Origin of the sequence: Streptococcus sp. NLN64 (assembly GCF_015831295.1) — a bacterium.
In the GTDB taxonomy this organism is placed as follows: domain Bacteria; phylum Bacillota; class Bacilli; order Lactobacillales; family Streptococcaceae; genus Streptococcus.
In genome coordinates this window covers 1-16450 of record NZ_JADXDQ010000020.1, presented here as the reverse complement: position 1 = coordinate 16450, position 16450 = coordinate 1, and the positions used below count along the sequence as shown (strand labels likewise).

General features: G+C 42.2%; 16 protein-coding genes. 7 read left to right on the top strand and 9 right to left on the bottom strand.

Annotation, left to right across the window (positions count from 1 at the left end; translation table 11 throughout):
• Window positions 1–200: 200 nt before the first annotated feature.
• The 5 genes from I2503_RS04445 to I2503_RS04425 form a co-directional block, all read right to left on the bottom strand.
• Window positions 201–668, bottom strand: a complete 468-nt coding sequence (locus I2503_RS04445) for a prolyl-tRNA synthetase associated domain-containing protein (protein WP_196092202.1) — start codon at window positions 666–668, stop codon at window positions 201–203.
• Between the two features lie 316 nt (window positions 669–984).
• Window positions 985–1959 carry a phosphate acetyltransferase gene (pta, locus tag I2503_RS04440; protein ID WP_196967161.1) on the bottom strand — a complete coding sequence of 325 codons (975 nt, stop codon included), beginning with the start codon at window positions 1957–1959 and terminating at the stop codon, window positions 985–987.
• A gap of 12 nt (window positions 1960–1971) precedes the next feature.
• The gene (locus I2503_RS04435; RefSeq protein ID WP_196967160.1) at window positions 1972–2862 is read right to left on the bottom strand and encodes an RluA family pseudouridine synthase; all 891 of its coding nucleotides are present in this window, start codon (window positions 2860–2862) and stop codon (window positions 1972–1974) included.
• Complete coding sequence (locus I2503_RS04430; protein WP_196092201.1) at window positions 2859–3683, bottom strand: NAD kinase; 825 nt, start codon at window positions 3681–3683, stop codon at window positions 2859–2861. The genes I2503_RS04435 and I2503_RS04430 overlap by 4 nt, the downstream gene beginning before the upstream one ends.
• Window positions 3667–4338, bottom strand: coding sequence for a GTP pyrophosphokinase family protein (locus I2503_RS04425; RefSeq protein ID WP_196092196.1), 672 nt, complete (start codon window positions 4336–4338; stop codon window positions 3667–3669). The genes I2503_RS04430 and I2503_RS04425 overlap by 17 nt, the downstream gene beginning before the upstream one ends.
• Window positions 4339–4449: 111 nt before the next feature.
• Here I2503_RS04425 and I2503_RS04420 point away from each other — a divergent pair, with 111 nt between their 5' ends.
• The 7 genes from I2503_RS04420 (at window position 4450) to I2503_RS04390 (ending at window position 10600) form a co-directional block, all read left to right on the top strand.
• Window positions 4450–5010: a CYTH domain-containing protein gene (locus I2503_RS04420; RefSeq protein WP_196967159.1), complete on the top strand. Its 561-nt coding sequence runs from the start codon at window positions 4450–4452 to the stop codon at window positions 5008–5010.
• 66 nt (window positions 5011–5076) lie between these two features.
• Window positions 5077–6054 (top strand): ribose-phosphate diphosphokinase, encoded by a 978-nt coding sequence (locus I2503_RS04415; RefSeq protein ID WP_196092194.1) that lies wholly within the window; start codon window positions 5077–5079, stop codon window positions 6052–6054.
• Window positions 6051–7166, top strand: a complete 1116-nt coding sequence (locus I2503_RS04410) for a cysteine desulfurase family protein (RefSeq protein ID WP_196967158.1) — start codon at window positions 6051–6053, stop codon at window positions 7164–7166. Before I2503_RS04415 ends, I2503_RS04410 begins: the two co-directional genes overlap by 4 nt.
• Window positions 7166–7513 (top strand): cysteine desulfurase, encoded by a 348-nt coding sequence (locus I2503_RS04405; RefSeq protein ID WP_196967177.1) that lies wholly within the window; start codon window positions 7166–7168, stop codon window positions 7511–7513. The genes I2503_RS04410 and I2503_RS04405 overlap by 1 nt, the downstream gene beginning before the upstream one ends.
• A gap of 66 nt (window positions 7514–7579) precedes the next feature.
• Complete coding sequence (locus tag I2503_RS04400; protein WP_247644680.1) at window positions 7580–7801, top strand: DUF4649 family protein; 222 nt, start codon at window positions 7580–7582, stop codon at window positions 7799–7801.
• 237 nt (window positions 7802–8038) lie between these two features.
• Window positions 8039–9814: a pyruvate oxidase gene (gene spxB, locus I2503_RS04395; protein ID WP_196092192.1), complete on the top strand. Its 1776-nt coding sequence runs from the start codon at window positions 8039–8041 to the stop codon at window positions 9812–9814.
• Between the two features lie 138 nt (window positions 9815–9952).
• Window positions 9953–10600 (top strand): redox-sensing transcriptional repressor Rex, encoded by a 648-nt coding sequence (locus I2503_RS04390; protein WP_196092191.1) that lies wholly within the window; start codon window positions 9953–9955, stop codon window positions 10598–10600.
• Between the two features lie 98 nt (window positions 10601–10698).
• Here I2503_RS04390 and radC read toward each other — a convergent pair whose 3' ends face one another.
• From radC to gyrA, 4 genes are all read right to left on the bottom strand, one after another.
• Entirely contained in the window at window positions 10699–11397 is a 699-nt protein-coding gene (gene radC / locus I2503_RS04385) for a DNA repair protein RadC (protein ID WP_196092190.1), read from the bottom strand.
• 68 nt (window positions 11398–11465) lie between these two features.
• Window positions 11466–12878 (bottom strand): HlyD family secretion protein, encoded by a 1413-nt coding sequence (locus I2503_RS04380; protein WP_196967157.1) that lies wholly within the window; start codon window positions 12876–12878, stop codon window positions 11466–11468.
• Between the two features lie 59 nt (window positions 12879–12937).
• Entirely contained in the window at window positions 12938–13672 is a 735-nt protein-coding gene (locus I2503_RS04375) for a class A sortase (protein ID WP_196967156.1), read from the bottom strand.
• Window positions 13659–16112: a DNA gyrase subunit A gene (gene gyrA, locus I2503_RS04370; RefSeq protein ID WP_196967155.1), complete on the bottom strand. Its 2454-nt coding sequence runs from the start codon at window positions 16110–16112 to the stop codon at window positions 13659–13661. Before gyrA ends, I2503_RS04375 begins: the two co-directional genes overlap by 14 nt.
• Window positions 16113–16450: the final 338 nt, after the last annotated feature.

The window sequence follows — 16450 nt, the reverse complement described above, 5'->3', positions numbered from 1 at the left end:
AAAAATAAGCATAAAAACGGAGATTTTTTAGTAATTATCCATCAAAAACAGAAGTAATACTCTAGATTTTGATAGTAAAAATGAATTAAAATCGTAAAAACAAGATAAAGTTAGCACCCTTGCTTTATCTTTTAGTAAACCGTTTTATAAATTTTGTAAAAGAAAACCAAAGTCTCACTACTGAAACTTTGGTTTTAATCTTACAAATCAACAATGTTTATCGGATAACCGATCTCCTCACAAAAGCGAAAAAGGTCTTTTGTCGCTAGAAAAATAGTCTTCTCATTCGTATTAGGATGAAAACTCATGCGTTCTTCAGACTCAATGGCCCTATCCATATAAAGCAAAACATCTCCCTCCTCATTCAAAAGAAGACCGAAAGGGGAAACCATTCCTGGTGTGAGCTTCATTTTTTGGAAGAGACTATCGGCAGAAGCCATTCGAATCCGATTGGCACCCACTAAATCTCGGAACTTGTCCATATCCAACTGCTGCTGATCATCCATAATCAGAAGATAAAAAGCGGTTTTCTTTTTGTTGGTCAAAAACAAGGTTTTGGTTCGGACACCGTCGATTCCCTTAATAGAAGCATCTGCTTCTTCTGTGGTCCAAGTAGGCGGATGTTCAACGGTTTCAATCTCATACTCATTACATTTCAAAATCTGAATGTGTTAATCCTCTTCGCCGAACCTTAAGTTCTGTCTTCATTGGATTGCCTTTTCAGATTTCGAACTGTTTCGAGTATCAATTCCCAGTTCTGACAACTTTTTTAAAACAAGTTTCTCAGCGTCCATATCAACCTCCTTGATAAGAAAGGTTTTAAAACTGAAATCCAGTTAGTTTCAAAATCAGAATACCCAAAATTTGCGATTTTCCATACCAATGATGGTCGTTCAACAGGTCTAGGAGACCTGTTGAATAGGCAGGGTATATCAGTCCGGTTCACCGAAGTGGCTATGCTCCGATTTAAAACGGTACAGAGTATTAATGATAAAGGGCTTGGCTGGCAGTAATCAAGGTAAGCTTGTAGACATCCTTAATGCTGGCTCCACGAGAAAGGTCGTTTACCGGATGGTTCAAACCTTGCAAGATTGGACCAACCGCACTGAAGCCGCCGAGGCGCTCAACCATCTTGTAACAGATATTTCCCGACTCAATACTTGGGAAGACAAAAACGGTTGCTTGTCCCGCAACAGGGCTGTTAGGAGCTTTAAGCTTGGCTGTTTCAGGATCGTAAGCGGCGTCAAATTGCAGTTCTCCATCAATCAACAAGTCAGGAGCCAACTCCTGAGCAAGCTTAGTTGCAGTAACGACCTTGTTGACTTTAGGTCCAGAGCCACTTCCTTTTGTGGAATAACTGAGCATGGCAATCTTCGGATCAATGCCAAAAGCTTTGGCAGTCTCGGCAGAATTCACTGCAATCTCCGCTAGGATATCTGCTTCCGGTTCAATGTTAATGGCACAATCCGCAAACAGATAACGTTCTTCTCCACGAACCATCAGGAAAGAGCCAGAAGTCCGTTTAATCCCAGGTTTGGTCTTAATAATTTGAAGGGCTGGACGAACAGTGTCTGCTGTTGAGTGAATTGCACCAGAAACCATCCCCTGGGCCCTACCTGTGTGCACTAACATAACTCCAAAATAATTGACATCTTCCGTTAAGAGGGTGCGTGCATCTAACTCACTAAGTTTCCCTTGGCGACGCTCCACCAGGCTCTCAACCAACTCATCTAACTCTTCATATTCCCTGGGATTAATCACTTCAAATCCCTCAGTAATACCTTCGATTTCCAAATAAAGCTTGATTCTCTCCGGACTTCCCAAGAGGACTGGTATAATGTCTGTATCCGTTACAATCCGTTTAGTTGCTTGTAAGATACGCGGTTCTTCTCCTTCCGGAAGAACAATTTTAACGGTCTTTCCTTGAAGGGATTGGCGAATGCTGTCAAAAATTTTCATAATATAACCTCCTTAAGGTTTGGGCAGGTCTCCGAGGACCTCTTGGAAATCAGTTGGAAGAGGGGCTTGTAAAAAGAGTTCTTCCTCTGAAAAGGGATTGAAGAAGCGCAAAGAATGGCAATGGAGGGCTTGGCGTTGGATCCCATCCGTCAAGCTTCCTCCATAGAGGTCATCTCCTAACAAAGGATAGCCTTGATGGGAGAAATGGACACGAATTTGATGAGTCCTTCCGGTGTGCAGTTGGATATCCACCAGATAGACTGGAGAGTGGTCGATTAAGACTTGATAGGAGGTACGAGCGTACTTCCCATCTGGTGCCACGCGCCGGGTGATAATGCTCTCTGGATTTCGAGCTATAGGAGCTATGATTTCCCCTTGTTGCGGAAGAGGATGCTCTCCCTTAACAAGAGCTAGGTATTTTTTCTCAATGGCCCTAGCTTGAAGCTGCTTATCTAAACGAGCATGGGCATAACCATGTTTGGCAAAGAGCATCAGTCCTGACGTGTCACGATCTAGTCGAGTTACAATATGAACTTGCTGGTTCTCATAACCTTGTTCCTGATAGTAACCTTTGACAAAATTAGCCATGGTATTAGAGTGGTTAACGCTAGGGATACTGGCTACTCCTGCTGGTTTATTGAGGACTAGGAAATGCTGGTCTTCATAGACAATATCTAAGTCCTGGGAGATGGCTTCTAACTTTTCAAATGGAGGCTCAGCCGGGATATCAATAATCAACTCATCTCCAATATCCAAAAGATAGGTCGCAAACCGTGGTTTCCCATTCACTAAAATTTGACCACCACGATACTTGATTTTCGCCAAAAGCCCCTTAGAAATATCATGGCGTTTGACAAAGGTCTTCACCCTCACATGCTCATCAACAATAAATCGAAATCTCATTCGTCCTCCACCTCGCCAATGAAGGAATCCCGAACTCGCTCCCAGAAACTGGTGTGTTTGGATGAAGCCATAAAGGCGATCTTACGATGGTAAATTTGGCACTCAAATTTGCTGACTTGGTCTACCTGGTAAACATGGTTGTCGACTAATAGAGTATGCGTCGCATCCGATAGGGGGAGAATTTCAATCTTGTCCTTACGGGGGACAATAATTGATGACCCTAGTGTCCGATAAACCCGATTATTGAGACTAGCCACCTCTGTGACCTGGAGAGCTTCAATCGTTGGGTGCAAGACACTTCCACCAAGGGACTTGTTGTAGGCTGTGGAGCCCGTCGGCGTTGAAATACAAATCCCATCTCCACGGAAACGTTCAAATGGCACTTGGTTCAAGTGCAGATCCGCTACCATGGTCCGATCGGTCCTGCGAATAGTCGCCTCATTCAAGGCTAGATAATCGTCCAATTGACCAGATTCATGGTGGACTTTAATTTGGAGTAAAGGATAAGAAATTTGTGCCCCTTGATCCAAAAGAAGGTTTTGAACCAAAAGGTCTAGTTCAAAATCTCGATAATCGGTATAAAATCCCAGATGACCAGTATGAACCCCAATAAAACGAACCTTGTCTAACTGGTCCTTGTAACGATGAAAGGTCGACAACAACATCCCGTCCCCACCGATAGAAATGACAATATCCGGGTTCTTGCGGCTTAGCTCAAACTGCTTGTAGGGGCGGAGTTTTTGACTGAGTTCATGAAAAATCTCCTGGCTACGCGGCCGTTGGTTAGCTACAATCGCGATTCGTCTAACGGTATTCTTCATCAGTGTCATCACTATTACCTACTCCGTCATATAACTTGCGATGCATAGGGTCAAAAAGCGCTTGAGCATCCTGAATATCATCCCGTATTTGCCCCATTTCTTCATCTAATTGATAGGCCATCCGAGCCGCTCTTTCCAAACGATTTTTAATCTCCTCTGGGAAATTGCCCTTGTATTTGTAATTAAGGGAATGCTCAATGGTTGCCCAGAAATTCATGGCTAAGGTTCGGATTTGAATTTCCGCCAAAATAGTTCGGGAACCGTGGATGGTATCAACGGGGTACTCAATGACCACATGATAGGAACGATAGCCACTGGACTTACGGTGATTAATGTAATCTCTTTCCTGAATAATCCGCATGTCTTTGCGGCGGCGTAAAACCTCTAAAATTTCGTAAACATCGTCCACAAACTGCACCATGATTCGCAAACCAGCAATGTCTTGCATGTCTTGCTCCAGGCGTTCCATAGAGATAGCCCTTATCACCATTTTCTCTTTAATGCTTTCAATAGGCTTCACCCGACCGGTCACAAACTCAATGGGAGAATGAAGATTTTGCTTCCGGTATTGCTTGCGAATTCCCCTTAGCTTGATTTTCAATTCTCCCACGGCTTGAATGTATGGGTCTAGTAAATCTTCCCAATTTGGTTCCATTTTCGCCCCTTTCCTTGTACTTCCTAGTCTTTTTTAATACAATAGACACAATCTTATTTTAACACATTCTTGAAAACCTTTCCATGAATAGGATGAAAGTGAGACATAAAAATGCAACACCTAGAAATTGAATTCAAAAATTTACTGAAAAAAACAGAATATGACCGGCTTCGTTCCCTCTTTCCGGAAGTAACTCCTGTCCATCAGACCAACTACTACATTGATAGTCCAAATTGGACCTTGAGAGAACACGGCATGTCCTTGCGCGTGCGAACGTTTGAGGAAGGCGGGGAACTAACCCTAAAGATTCCTCAAGCTATTGGGAATATGGAATACAATCAAGAACTTCCAAGTAATATCTGGCCTCTGTTCCCAGACCAGCTGCATCTTCCAGAAGGTCCTATTTTAGACTTGATTCAAGAAGAGCGAATCAACCTTGAGGAACTGCGGATTCTGGGAAGCCTACACACAGAAAGAGTAGAGATCCAACTGCCTATCGGACTTTTAGCCATTGACAAGAGTAGCTACTTCGACCAGGTTGATTATGAATTGGAGCTAGAGGTTACCAATCCTGCTCAAGGACGTGAAGATTTTGAAAACTTTTTGAAGGAGCAAAATATTGAACAACGCAAGGCTCCAACAAAAGTTGCCCGCTTTTCCGCAAAACTATAGAGGGCTGTATCTTTCGATAAAATTTGATAAAATAGAAAGAAATAACAAAAGGAGTTCATCCCATCCATGATTGCGACACAAACCGACAAACAGCAAATGAAAATCTTTTCACTAAATTCTAATCCAGAAATTGCAGAACGTATTTCTAAAGAAACAGGAGTCCCACTCGGAAAACTCTCCTCCCGTCAATTCTCGGATGGTGAGATTCAGATCAATATCGAGGAAAGTGTTCGTGGTTTTGACATTTACATCATTCAATCTACCAGCTATCCCGTAAACAACCATTTAATGGAATTACTAATCATGATCGATGCCTGCAAACGGGCTAGTGCCAACTCCATTAACGTTGTAATGCCCTACTTCGGTTATGCGCGCCAAGACCGTACTGCCGCTCCACGCGAACCAATCACAGCAAAGCTAGTAGCCAACATGTTGGTGAAAGCGGGTGTTACTCGACTTTTGACCTTGGATCTGCATGCGGTGCAGGTACAAGGCTTCTTCAACATCCCTGTCGATAATCTTTTCACCATTCCACTCTTTGCCCAACACTATTTTGATAAAGACTTGTGCCAGGAAGATGTAGTTGTTGTCAGCCCTAAAAACTCTGGCGTCAAACGAGCACGCCAACTAGCGGAACTCTTGGACTTACCAATCGCTATTATTGACTATGCTCAAGATGATGCGGATCGTGAGGAAGGTTATGTCATCGGTGATGTTGCTGGAAAACGTGTCATCATGATTGATGATATTCTAAATACTGGTAAAACGTTCTCCGAAGCTGCTAAAATCCTAACAAATGAAGGAGCTACTGAAATCTACGCAGCAGCTAGCCACGGTTTATTCGCTGGGCAAGCTACCGAACTCTTGAACCAAGCGAATATTAAAGAAATTGTCGTGACCGATTCTGTTGCCACCAAGCAAGCTATCCCAGACAACACCTTGCGCCTATCTGCCAGCAAGTTAATGGGGGATGCGATTATCCGAATTCAAGAACGTAAACCTGTCAGTCCCCTCTTTGATTTCCATAAAGAAGAAGTAAAATGATTTATTTAGACAATGCTGCCACCACCAAGATCAGCCCCAAAGCTATGGCGACTATGGTGGAAATCATGCAAGAACATTATGGCAACCCTTCCAGCACTCATGGCTTGGGTCGGGATGCTCGCAAATATTTACGCCAGGCGCGTGAATTGATTGCTCACCACCTAGAGGTTCCAACAGACCAGATTATCTTCACCTCTGGTGGAACAGAAGCTAATAATCTAGCCATCCTGTCCTATGCTTTGAATCATCAAGAGCAAGGTAAGCACCTCATTACCACTGCTATTGAACACCATTCTGTGTTAGAGGTCTTTCACAAGCTTGAAACAGAGCACGGCTTTGAAGTTACCTACCTCCAACCAAGAGGGGGGAACTTTCTTGCTGAAGATTTCCAATCCGTCTTACGTGAGGATACTCTTTTAGTCTCCATGATGGCTGCGAATAACGAGACTGGCTCTCTCCTTCCAATTGCCCAAATTGGACACATCCTTCAAGAACATCAGGCCGCCTTTCACGTAGATGCCGTTCAACTGATGGGAAAAAGGCCCATCCATCCCCAAGAACTTGGGATAGACTTCCTGACTGCCTCCGCCCACAAGTTTCATGGGCCTAAAGGGGTCGGTTTCCTCTACACCAGTATGCCCAAACTAAAGGGCTTGATCCTTGGAGGAACGCAAGAGAATAAACACCGCGCCGGAACTGAAAACCTTCCAGCCATTGTCGCTATGGCTACCGCCCTAGATGAAAGCTTGGAAAATTGGGAGCAAAAAGAAGAACAGATCCAAGAATTAAGGACCGCTCTTTTAACCCATTTACCTGAATCGGTTTCCCTCAATGAGACTGGTCTCCAGCTACCCCATGTCCTTAGTCTCATGGTTCCACAAGTCGGAAAAGATAGTTTACTTCTACAACTAGACTTGGCTGGAATTGCAGTGTCTGGTGGATCCGCCTGTACCGCGGGAACCTTGGAGCCTAGTCATGTTATTGCTGCCTATTATCCAGACCAAACAGATCGCATTCATCATACCATCCGAGTTAGTCTTTCGGACGAGACCAGCTTGGAAGAGATTCTGGCCTTTAGCCAAACACTCAAGAAAATAATTGGAGGATCATGATGGCCTTTTCAACTAGTGTTCATTTACCAAATTCCCCTTATCGTTACCACATTGATAAAGGGATCAAAAAATACACCTTACGTGATACAACCTTCACCCAGAACAAAGTGGGAAATTACGAATTGCAACGTCTCCTAGAGGAAGTTCCCAATAGTGGACAAGGATTCCTTGTAAAAATTGCTGTAAAAGAAGATCTGTCGGCCTTCCGTTTAACGATTACAGACGCTTCTGGTCTTCATCAAGTCAATATTTTTCAAGACAATGTTAGCACGGTTTATCGAGAAAAATTTTTCTTTCTGATGGATAGCTTGGTTGACCGGAAGGTCTTCTCTAAAGAAGAGGTTTGAGCACTTTCGATCCCTGTTTTAATTTTTTGTGTTACAATTAATACAAGAGAGAAAAAAAGGAGACGAATGATTATGTATGAACTTCATTACACGGACTCTTATAAAGTTGATCGCAGTCTAACTTTTGAAAAATACAGTGACCTAACCCGTCAATTTTCAGGCTGCTTGGCTATCCCAGATTACTTGAAAGTCACTTCTTTTACACTAAACGGCCAAGATCTTGGATTTCAAGGAACGCTTGGAGATGTGTATCTCTTTATAACTGCAGATACTTTTCCAAAAGAATAATAGATAAAACCAGTTCTAAGCGGAACTGGTTTTTGCTTAGATTCCAGTTGTAATCACCATTGAAATCGAATGTTTCATGAAAAAATTTGACCTTGTTTAATTTTTTTAGAATAATTCTCAAATTATGAGCAGATTGTTTTTCTTGGTGAACGAACTGTGGTATAATTTGTTTGTAATACTAGTTAAGCGTTTCCATTAATTAGTTTATGATTTTTATTTCAAAGGAGATTTGTCACTATGACTAAAATCACTGCATCTGCTGCTATGCTTAATGTATTGAAAACCTGGGGTGTAGATACAATCTACGGTATTCCTTCTGGTACCTTGAGTTCTTTGATGGATGCTCTTGCAGAAGATAAAGATATCAACTTCTTGCAAGTTCGCCATGAAGAAACTGGAGCTCTTGCAGCACTCATGCAAGCTAAATTCGGTGGATCAATCGGTGTCTGTGTGGGTTCAGGTGGACCTGGTGCAACTCACTTGATTAACGGTATCTACGATGCCGCAATGGATGCAACTCCAATGTTGGCGATCCTTGGATCTCGTCCAGTTAACGAATTGAACATGGATGCCTTCCAAGAGTTAAACCAAAACCCAATGTACAATGGCGTAGCGGTTTACAACAAACGCGTTGCCTATGCAGCTCAATTGCCAAAAGTAATTGACGAAGCTTGCCGTGCAGCTATCGCTAAAAAAGGGCCTGCTGTTGTTGAGATCCCTGTTAACTTTGGTTTCGAAGAAATCGATGCAGATTCTTACTATGGATCAGGAACTTACGACCGTACTTTCGTTGCTCCAGCTTTGAACCAAACTGAGATCGATAAAGCGGTTGAAATCCTTAACAATGCTAAACGCCCCGTTATCTACGCTGGATTTGGTGGTGTTGGTGCCGGTGATGTAATCACTGAACTTTCTCGTAAAATCAAAGCTCCTATCGTAACAACTGGTAAAAACTTCGAAGCCTTTGAATGGGATTACGAAGGATTGACTGGTTCTGCTTACCGTGTAGGTTGGAAGTCTGCCAACGAAGTAATCTTCGAAGCTGATACAGTCCTCTTTTTAGGAAGCAACTTCCCATTCTCAGAAGTTTACAATACTTTCAAAAACATCGAGAAATTCATCCAAGTTGATATCGATCCATACAAACTTGGTAAACGTCATGCATTGGATGCATCCATTCTTGGTGATGTAAAAGAAGCTGCTCAAGCTATCCTTGAAAAGGTTAACCCAGTTGAATCAACTCCATGGTGGAGAGCTGTTGTGAAAAACAACCAAAACTGGCGTGATTACATGAACAAATTGGAAGGCAAAACTGAAGGCGAACTTCAATTGTACCAAGTTTACAATGCCATCAACAAATATGCTGACCAAGATGCAATCTACTCTATCGACGTAGGTAACTCAACTCAAACTTCTACTCGTCACCTACACATGACTCCTAAGAACATGTGGCGCACTTCTCCACTCTTTGCAACAATGGGTATCGCTCTTCCTGGTGGTATTGCTGCTAAGAAAGACAATCCAGATCGCCAAGTTTGGAACATCATGGGTGATGGTGCCTTCGGTATGTGCTACCCAGACGTTATTACCAACGTTCAATATAACCTTCCAGTTATCAACGTTGTCTTCTCTAACGCTGAGTATGCCTTCATTAAGAATAAATACGAAGATACAAACAAACACTTGTTTGGTGTAGACTTCACAAACCCAGACTACAAGATGATTGCTGAAGCTCAAGGAGCTGTTGGTTTCCGTGTTGACCGTATCGAAGAAATCGATGCTGTTATGAAAGAAGCTGTTGAATTGAATAAAGCTGGTAAGACTGTTGTGATTGATGCTCGTATCACTCAAGATCGTCCAATCCCAGTTGAAGCACCAGAACTTCGTTTGGATCCAAAAGCTTACTCTGCTGAAGAAATTGCAGCTTACAAAGAGAAATACGAAGCTGAAGAGCTTGTACCATTCCGTCTCTTCCTTGAAGAAGAAGGTTTGGAATCTCGCAATTATAAATAATTGTCGCACTAAAGGTTGGGATTTAAAGCCCAGCCTTTTCTTCTCCTATTTTTGTAAGTGGATTCATTGATTTTTAGCATTATTTGCCTTATAATATAATTAATTCACAAACTCAGGAGAAAGGAAGGGATCCGGATTATGGAAGTGAGAAATCAACCAATCCCACGTGCAACTGCCAAGCGCTTATCTCTTTACTATCGCATTTTTAAGCGTTTCAATGCTGAAAAAATCGAAAAAGCGAGTTCCAAACAGATTGCTGAAGCCATCGGAATTGACGCTGCTACAGTTCGTCGCGATTTTTCTTACTTTGGAGAATTAGGGAGACGTGGTTTTGGCTATGATGTCAAAAAACTAATGACCTTCTTTGCAGACCTCTTAAATGACAATAACATTACCTATGTGGCCTTAGTCGGTGTTGGAAATATGGGTAAAGCCCTTCTCCACTATCGTTTCGAAGAACGCAATAAAATGAAAATTGTCATGGCCTTTGATCGGGATGAACATGAGGCTGTTGGGACAGTTACTGACGATGGTATTCCCATTTACCCGATCTCGCAACTGCAAGAAAAAATAGTAGATTCTGAAGTCAGAACAGCTATCCTAACAGTTCCAAGTGTGAAAGCTCAGGAAGTTACTAACCAATTGGTTGAGACAGGGATTAAAGGAATACTAAGTTTTTCCCCTGTTAATCTTTCTGTTCCCAAAGATGTGGTTGTTCAATATGTGGATTTAACAAGCGAACTTCAAACCCTTCTCTACTTTATGAATCGTGAGGATAATCAATAGATGAATCTGAAACAGTTTCAACTATTTTAAATAAAATCAATAAATAAGCCAGGTCGTTTTGATTGCACATATCATTTCGATCTGGCTTTTCTTGATCGTCATTCGACCTCAAGAATTCTTTCAAGTCTATCTTCTTCCCGATATGAGAAATAGGAATCTTGTGTTACAATTAAATGATCTAGTAAGTGGATGCCTAAGGTGGCAGCGGCTTCAGATACAATTTTAGTGACTCGATCATCATTAGGGCTAGGCTTAAGAGAACCAGAAGGATGATTGTGAACGATGATTAAGGAAGTTGCCATATGCTTAACGGCATAGTGAAGAATCTCTCGAGGTTCCGCCAAACTACGGCTAACAGATCCAATAAAAATAGTTCGTTCTTCTAAGATTTGATTTTGTGTATCCAAATAAATCGCCAGCAAGTGTTCTTGGCGTAATGGACCAATTTCCTTGACCAAACGTTGACCTAGTTGCCGACTAGATAAAATGCTCTTTTCTTTTTTCAGTTTGGCCTGATCAATTCGTTTTCCAAGCTCTACCATAGCTTTAAGTTCAATGGCTTTCACACGTCCAACACCAGGAATCTCCTGAAGTTCACTGAGGGTCAAGTAACGCAATTCTGCTAGACTTTGAATATGCTTGAGTAATATCTGCGCTACTTCTAAAGAGGAACGACCTTTTAAACCTGTTCGTAATAAAATAGCTAAGAGTTCCTGATTGCTCAATTGCTCTGCTCCTTCCTCTAAGAGTCTTTCTCTTGGTAGGAGTGACGGTTGCGTTTTTTTAATATGGTACATCACTTTTCACCTCCAATTATATATTCGAAAAAGACCAGATGGAGCACCATCTGGTCTTTGCTTTTCCATTAAGATTCAATTTTATTTCCGTATTCAGTTACGGTCGAAGAGTCTAAAGGAAAATGGACGGGTCTTAGTACCCATTTATCATCTCCTATTGGCCCAAATCGCGTTGAGAGAGTTGATTGGAAGAGGTTATCGGCTACTGTCACATAACCGACTTTGGAAGAGTGTTGCCCGACAGTTGCTCCATAGGCGATAATCTTTCCAGCATCGTCTTTATAGGGTAGGAAGGAATTATTACGAATGGTAATCCCACTAGACAAAACCGTCTCCATGTTATTGGCCGCATAGTTAGGATCGGTATTCCGTAAATAGTAACCATCCCAAACACCACTATTGTTGCTAGCATCGACCTGAATCGCTTCAGCATAGATTTTGTGATAATCTCCATCTTCCGGTAAATTGCTCAAATTTGTCAAATTAGGGGCATAGCCAGAAAAGGTGTTACCAGTAAACGCCGCATATTGAACACCACCCAGGTCAAAAATATGGCTACTCATTTTGTGGACCATGGTAAATTCGTTGTTGCGAACCCGCCAATTGTACCCATGATTGGCCATCAACATAAATTGATTGCCATTTTCAAGATCCTTGGCACGAATATGAAGATTTTCCATAATAAAATTACTGAGACCTTCTGTTCCCCCAGGACCAGTCGCAAATCCAAACCAGAACATGCCACCATCAACGACCAGTGTTGTCTCATTCCCTCGTAGCTGCACATTTGAGGGCAAGGTAAAGTAATCCTTGGCCGGATCATCCACCCCCATTTGGAACTCCCCTTCTGGGAAATCTAAAATCGTAAAGGCATTGTCGCTTGCTTTTTCAAGAGCCTGTCGGAAAATAACATTGTTCTCTTCGCGACTATTCTCCGTTTTTAAATCAACCATCAGTGTCGTCTTCAATTCATCTTCCTTGATATCATAAACCCTACCAAGATTTTCAACGGATGCCTCGTAGACAATTTGATTCCCTACACGATTAATTTTTGTAATTTCTCCGCTCCCCTCGAGACTCGAAGATGGAGCTAAATCCGCCTGATCTCCCAATTGGTAAAGAGTCGCATAGCCCTCCAATTGGTCCTCAGGAATCTGATCGCGATGTACTCCTAGTTCTAGTTCTATCTCATAGACAAAGCCTCCTTCCTTCGTCTCAGAGCTCTTGAGGACACGCCCGATAATCTCCTCATCCTCTATTCGGTAGAGAACCTGATCTCCCTTTCCATAGCGAGGTTGAGGCCTTTCTTTTGGTTGAAAAAAAGAAAGAAACGGTGCGATAAAGCTATTTTTTCCTTTTTCCAAAAAGTCTAGACTGAAAAAGAGAGTCAATAAAAGTGCCAATATACCGATGAGGATTCCTAGATTTCGTCGTTCTTTACGACGTCGTTCGATAATCTTACTTTGATAATCTGAACTCACGGTTCTATTCCTTCCTATTAGAAAAAGGTCTGGAACAAACTGTCCCAAACCTTGGACGATTACAATTGCATTTGATTGTATTGACTTTCAAAGGCTTTCAGAACTTCGGAATCTGTGCTGTTAAAGTCAGATTCATCTGTTAAATCAGCCTTAACAATAGTCCGATAGGTTGCTGCCGCATCTTCACAAGTAACCAAAGTCAATTCATTGACCCCTTCAGTATCTTGAATCACATCAATACGGTCTGGAGTAACGGTTTCAACACTCTTAACGGTATAAGTATAAACCTTGTCTTTATCTGTCAAATAGATTTTCATTCCGTTTTGAGCATGCTCCAAGGGTGAGAAAAGCATTTGATTCGCTCCAGTAATCCCAAAGACATGGTGACTAGCTAGAGAGTAATTCCCTTTTCCCATCACTTGATTTTCTTTCATGGTACCGGCACCGTAGTAGAGAACTTCGTTAGCCAAACCTTTGAAAATAGGGAGGTTCAAATTCAATTCTGGAATGGCAATTCCCCCAATAACCGGTAAGTCTTGCTGGTTCATTTGAGCCTCTAGAACCCGCTCTGTTGAGAGAGCTTCAACACTTTGGAAATCAAAATTAGCTTCTGCTTCCTTGTTTTCCTCAATTTTTTCTTTGGAAACTTTAGCGACTTGGTATTGGTTGGTATGGTAGACCATAATCATATTCCGAATGGAACTATTAAAAATTAATCCAAGTGCCACAATAAAGAGGATTCCTGCAAGCAGGTAACGTGGCCAATTTCTCGTTTTCTTTTTATTCTTCGCCATCTTCTATATCTTCTTTCATTTCTGCATCTATATTTGTAAAGGTTACGATTCGAGAGTTATCTGTCAAACGCATGATCTTGACACCTTGAGCGGCCCGACCAAAACGGCTAATATCTGCAACATGGGTCCGAATCACAACTCCTTTATCCGTCATAACCATTAAATCGTGGTCTTCATTGACTGTTTTAAGACCAACAAGAGGACCATTTTTCTCAGTAATTTTTGCCAAGATCATTCCTTTACCGCCACGATTTTTAGTTGGGAATTCTTTAGCGGTTGTCCGTTTCCCATAACCTAATTCTGTGATCACCACAAGGTCATCTTCATCCGTTACAATGCAGGCACCTACAACCTGATCTTGGTCGCGGAGACTAACCCCTTTAACACCGGCTGCCACCCGACTGAGCGGACGCAAGCTGTTTTCCTTAAAACGTACCGCGTAGCCATAGCGTGTACCAATTAGAATTTCGGACTCGCCATCTGTGAGAAGGACATTAATCAATTCATCCTCATCTCGAAGTTTCAAGGCCAACAATCCATTTTGACGAATGTTTTGGAAGGCTGAAATCGGAACCCGTTTCACCACACCAGACTTGGTGGTAAAGAAGAAGAATCCGCTGTCCTCCTGCTCTTTGGTCACATTCATCAAGGTTTGGATGCTTTCGCCTTCGTCTAATTTCAGGAGGTTGATAATTGGCAAGCCTTTCGCAGTCCGACCATATTCAGGAATTTCATAGCCCTTCAACCGATACACACGACCTCGATTGGTAAAGAATAGGAGATAATCGTGTGTGCTCGTGGATACCAACTGACTAACAAAATCGTCATCTTTGACGCCGGTACCTTGGACACCACGTCCGCCACGTTTTTGAGCAGTAAATTCAGACTGGTCCAAACGCTTGATGTAGCCCTTATTTGAAAGGGTAATCAAGACATCACTTTCTTCGATTAAATCTTCATCTTCAAGGCTAAGGATTTCTCCCACCATTAATTCTGTTCGACGAGGATCTGCGTACTTCTGTTTGATCTCATCCAACTCTTCTTGAATAATCTGTTTCACACGTTCTGGCTTAGCGAGGATATCCGCCAAATCTGCAATCAATTCCAAGAGTTGGTCGTATTCAGATTGAATCTTATCTCGTTCCAGTCCTGTCAACCGACGGAGACGCATATCCAAGATGGCTTGACTTTGCCGCTCAGATAATTGGAATCGTTCCATTAACTCAGCTTGAGCTTGGGCATCTGTCTCGCTGTTTCGGATGATTTGAATGACTTCATCAATATGGTCTAGCGCGATTAAGAGACCTTCTAAAATGTGGGCTCTCGCTTCTGCTTTTTCTTTCTCAAAACGAGTACGGCGAACCACAACATCGGTTTGATGCTCAATGTAAGCACCGAGAATCTCACGAAGAGAGAGAATTTTGGGCACACCATTGTGAATAGCAAGCATATTAAAGGAAAAATTGGTCTGCATTTGAGTCAGCTTAAATAGATTATTCAAGATGACGGTCGCAGAAGCATCTCTCCGAATCTCAATGACAAAACGAACGCCTTCTCGGTTGGACTCATCTCGAACAGCTGTAATGCCGTCAATTCTCTTCTCTTGGACAAGTTTTACAATATGCTCTTGAACTTTAGACTTATTAACCATGTAGGGAAACTCGGTAACCACAATCCGTTCCCGGCCAGACTTAGTTTCTTCAATTTCAGTTCGAGATCGAAGAACAATGGAGCCTTTACCCGTTTCATAGGCACGGTGAATCCCTGAGCGTCCCATTACAAGGGCGCCAGTCGGAAAATCAGGACCAGGCAATACCTCCATCAATTCCCGTGTGGTTGCCTCTGGATGATCCATGAGCAACTTAACCGCGTCAATCGACTCACCCAGATTGTGAGGAGGAATGTTCGTAGCCATCCCAACCGCGATACCCGTTGCACCATTCACCAAGAGATTTGGAAAACGAGATGGTAGAATGGCTGGCTCCATTTCACTTCCATCATAATTGGGCACAAAGTCAACCGTATCCTTATTGATATCCCGTAGTAACTCTAGCGCAATTTTACTCATTCGAGCTTCAGTGTACCGCTGAGCCGCCGCTCCATCACCATCCATGGAACCAAAGTTTCCGTGTCCATCGACTAGCATATGGCGGTAGGACCACCACTGAGCCATCCGTACCATAGCCTCATAAATCGAAGAGTCCCCGTGTGGATGGTATTTACCCATAACATCCCCTGTAATACGAGCAGACTTCTTATGAGGCTTGTCCGGGCTTACTCCCAAATCATACATTCCGTAAAGAATACGGCGATGAACAGGTTTCAAACCGTCTCGAACATCGGGTAAAGCTCGAGACACGATAACACTCATGGCATAGTCAATAAAGCTCGACTTCATTTCTTTTGTTAAATTTACATCTACAAGGTGTTTATCCTGCATTTCCAATGCCTTTCTCTACACAATAGTACTTATAATTATACCAAAAAAATGCTAAAAAAGCACGTGGTGCTTTGGCTTCAGCTTTCTAAACTTAAAAATAAAAGGAAGAGGTTGTTTGCATGAAAGACGAGAGTTTTTAACATAAATTTATCCATGTGTTATTGTTTGATACAAGAAAAAGAGGTTGAGACAAAAAGTCTCAACCTTTCTATTTTATTTGAAAATAACACAGTAAAAAAGCGCAAAAAAACACTATCTGTGTTATACTTAAGGTGAACATATTTAAAAATGTCTTAAGGATGTTGCCGCATCCCTAATGCTCTTGCTGCTTCATAAGT

Coding starts and splice junctions, on each gene's coding strand:
- pta (WP_196967161.1), bottom strand. CDS start 1,959: ATGAAAATTTTTGACAGCATTCGCCAATCCCTTCAAGGAAAGACCGTT.
- I2503_RS04435 (WP_196967160.1), bottom strand. CDS start 2,862: ATGAGATTTCGATTTATTGTTGATGAGCATGTGAGGGTGAAGACCTTT.
- I2503_RS04430 (WP_196092201.1), bottom strand. CDS start 3,683: ATGAAGAATACCGTTAGACGAATCGCGATTGTAGCTAACCAACGGCCG.
- I2503_RS04425 (WP_196092196.1), bottom strand. CDS start 4,338: ATGGAACCAAATTGGGAAGATTTACTAGACCCATACATTCAAGCCGTG.
- I2503_RS04420 (WP_196967159.1), top strand. CDS start 4,450: ATGCAACACCTAGAAATTGAATTCAAAAATTTACTGAAAAAAACAGAA.
- I2503_RS04415 (WP_196092194.1), top strand. CDS start 5,077: ATGATTGCGACACAAACCGACAAACAGCAAATGAAAATCTTTTCACTA.
- I2503_RS04410 (WP_196967158.1), top strand. CDS start 6,051: ATGATTTATTTAGACAATGCTGCCACCACCAAGATCAGCCCCAAAGCT.
- I2503_RS04405 (WP_196967177.1), top strand. CDS start 7,166: ATGGCCTTTTCAACTAGTGTTCATTTACCAAATTCCCCTTATCGTTAC.
- I2503_RS04400 (WP_247644680.1), top strand. CDS start 7,580: ATGATTATGTATGAACTTCATTACACGGACTCTTATAAAGTTGATCGC.
- spxB (WP_196092192.1), top strand. CDS start 8,039: ATGACTAAAATCACTGCATCTGCTGCTATGCTTAATGTATTGAAAACC.
- I2503_RS04390 (WP_196092191.1), top strand. CDS start 9,953: ATGGAAGTGAGAAATCAACCAATCCCACGTGCAACTGCCAAGCGCTTA.
- radC (WP_196092190.1), bottom strand. CDS start 11,397: ATGTACCATATTAAAAAAACGCAACCGTCACTCCTACCAAGAGAAAGA.
- I2503_RS04375 (WP_196967156.1), bottom strand. CDS start 13,672: ATGGCGAAGAATAAAAAGAAAACGAGAAATTGGCCACGTTACCTGCTT.
- gyrA (WP_196967155.1), bottom strand. CDS start 16,112: ATGCAGGATAAACACCTTGTAGATGTAAATTTAACAAAAGAAATGAAG.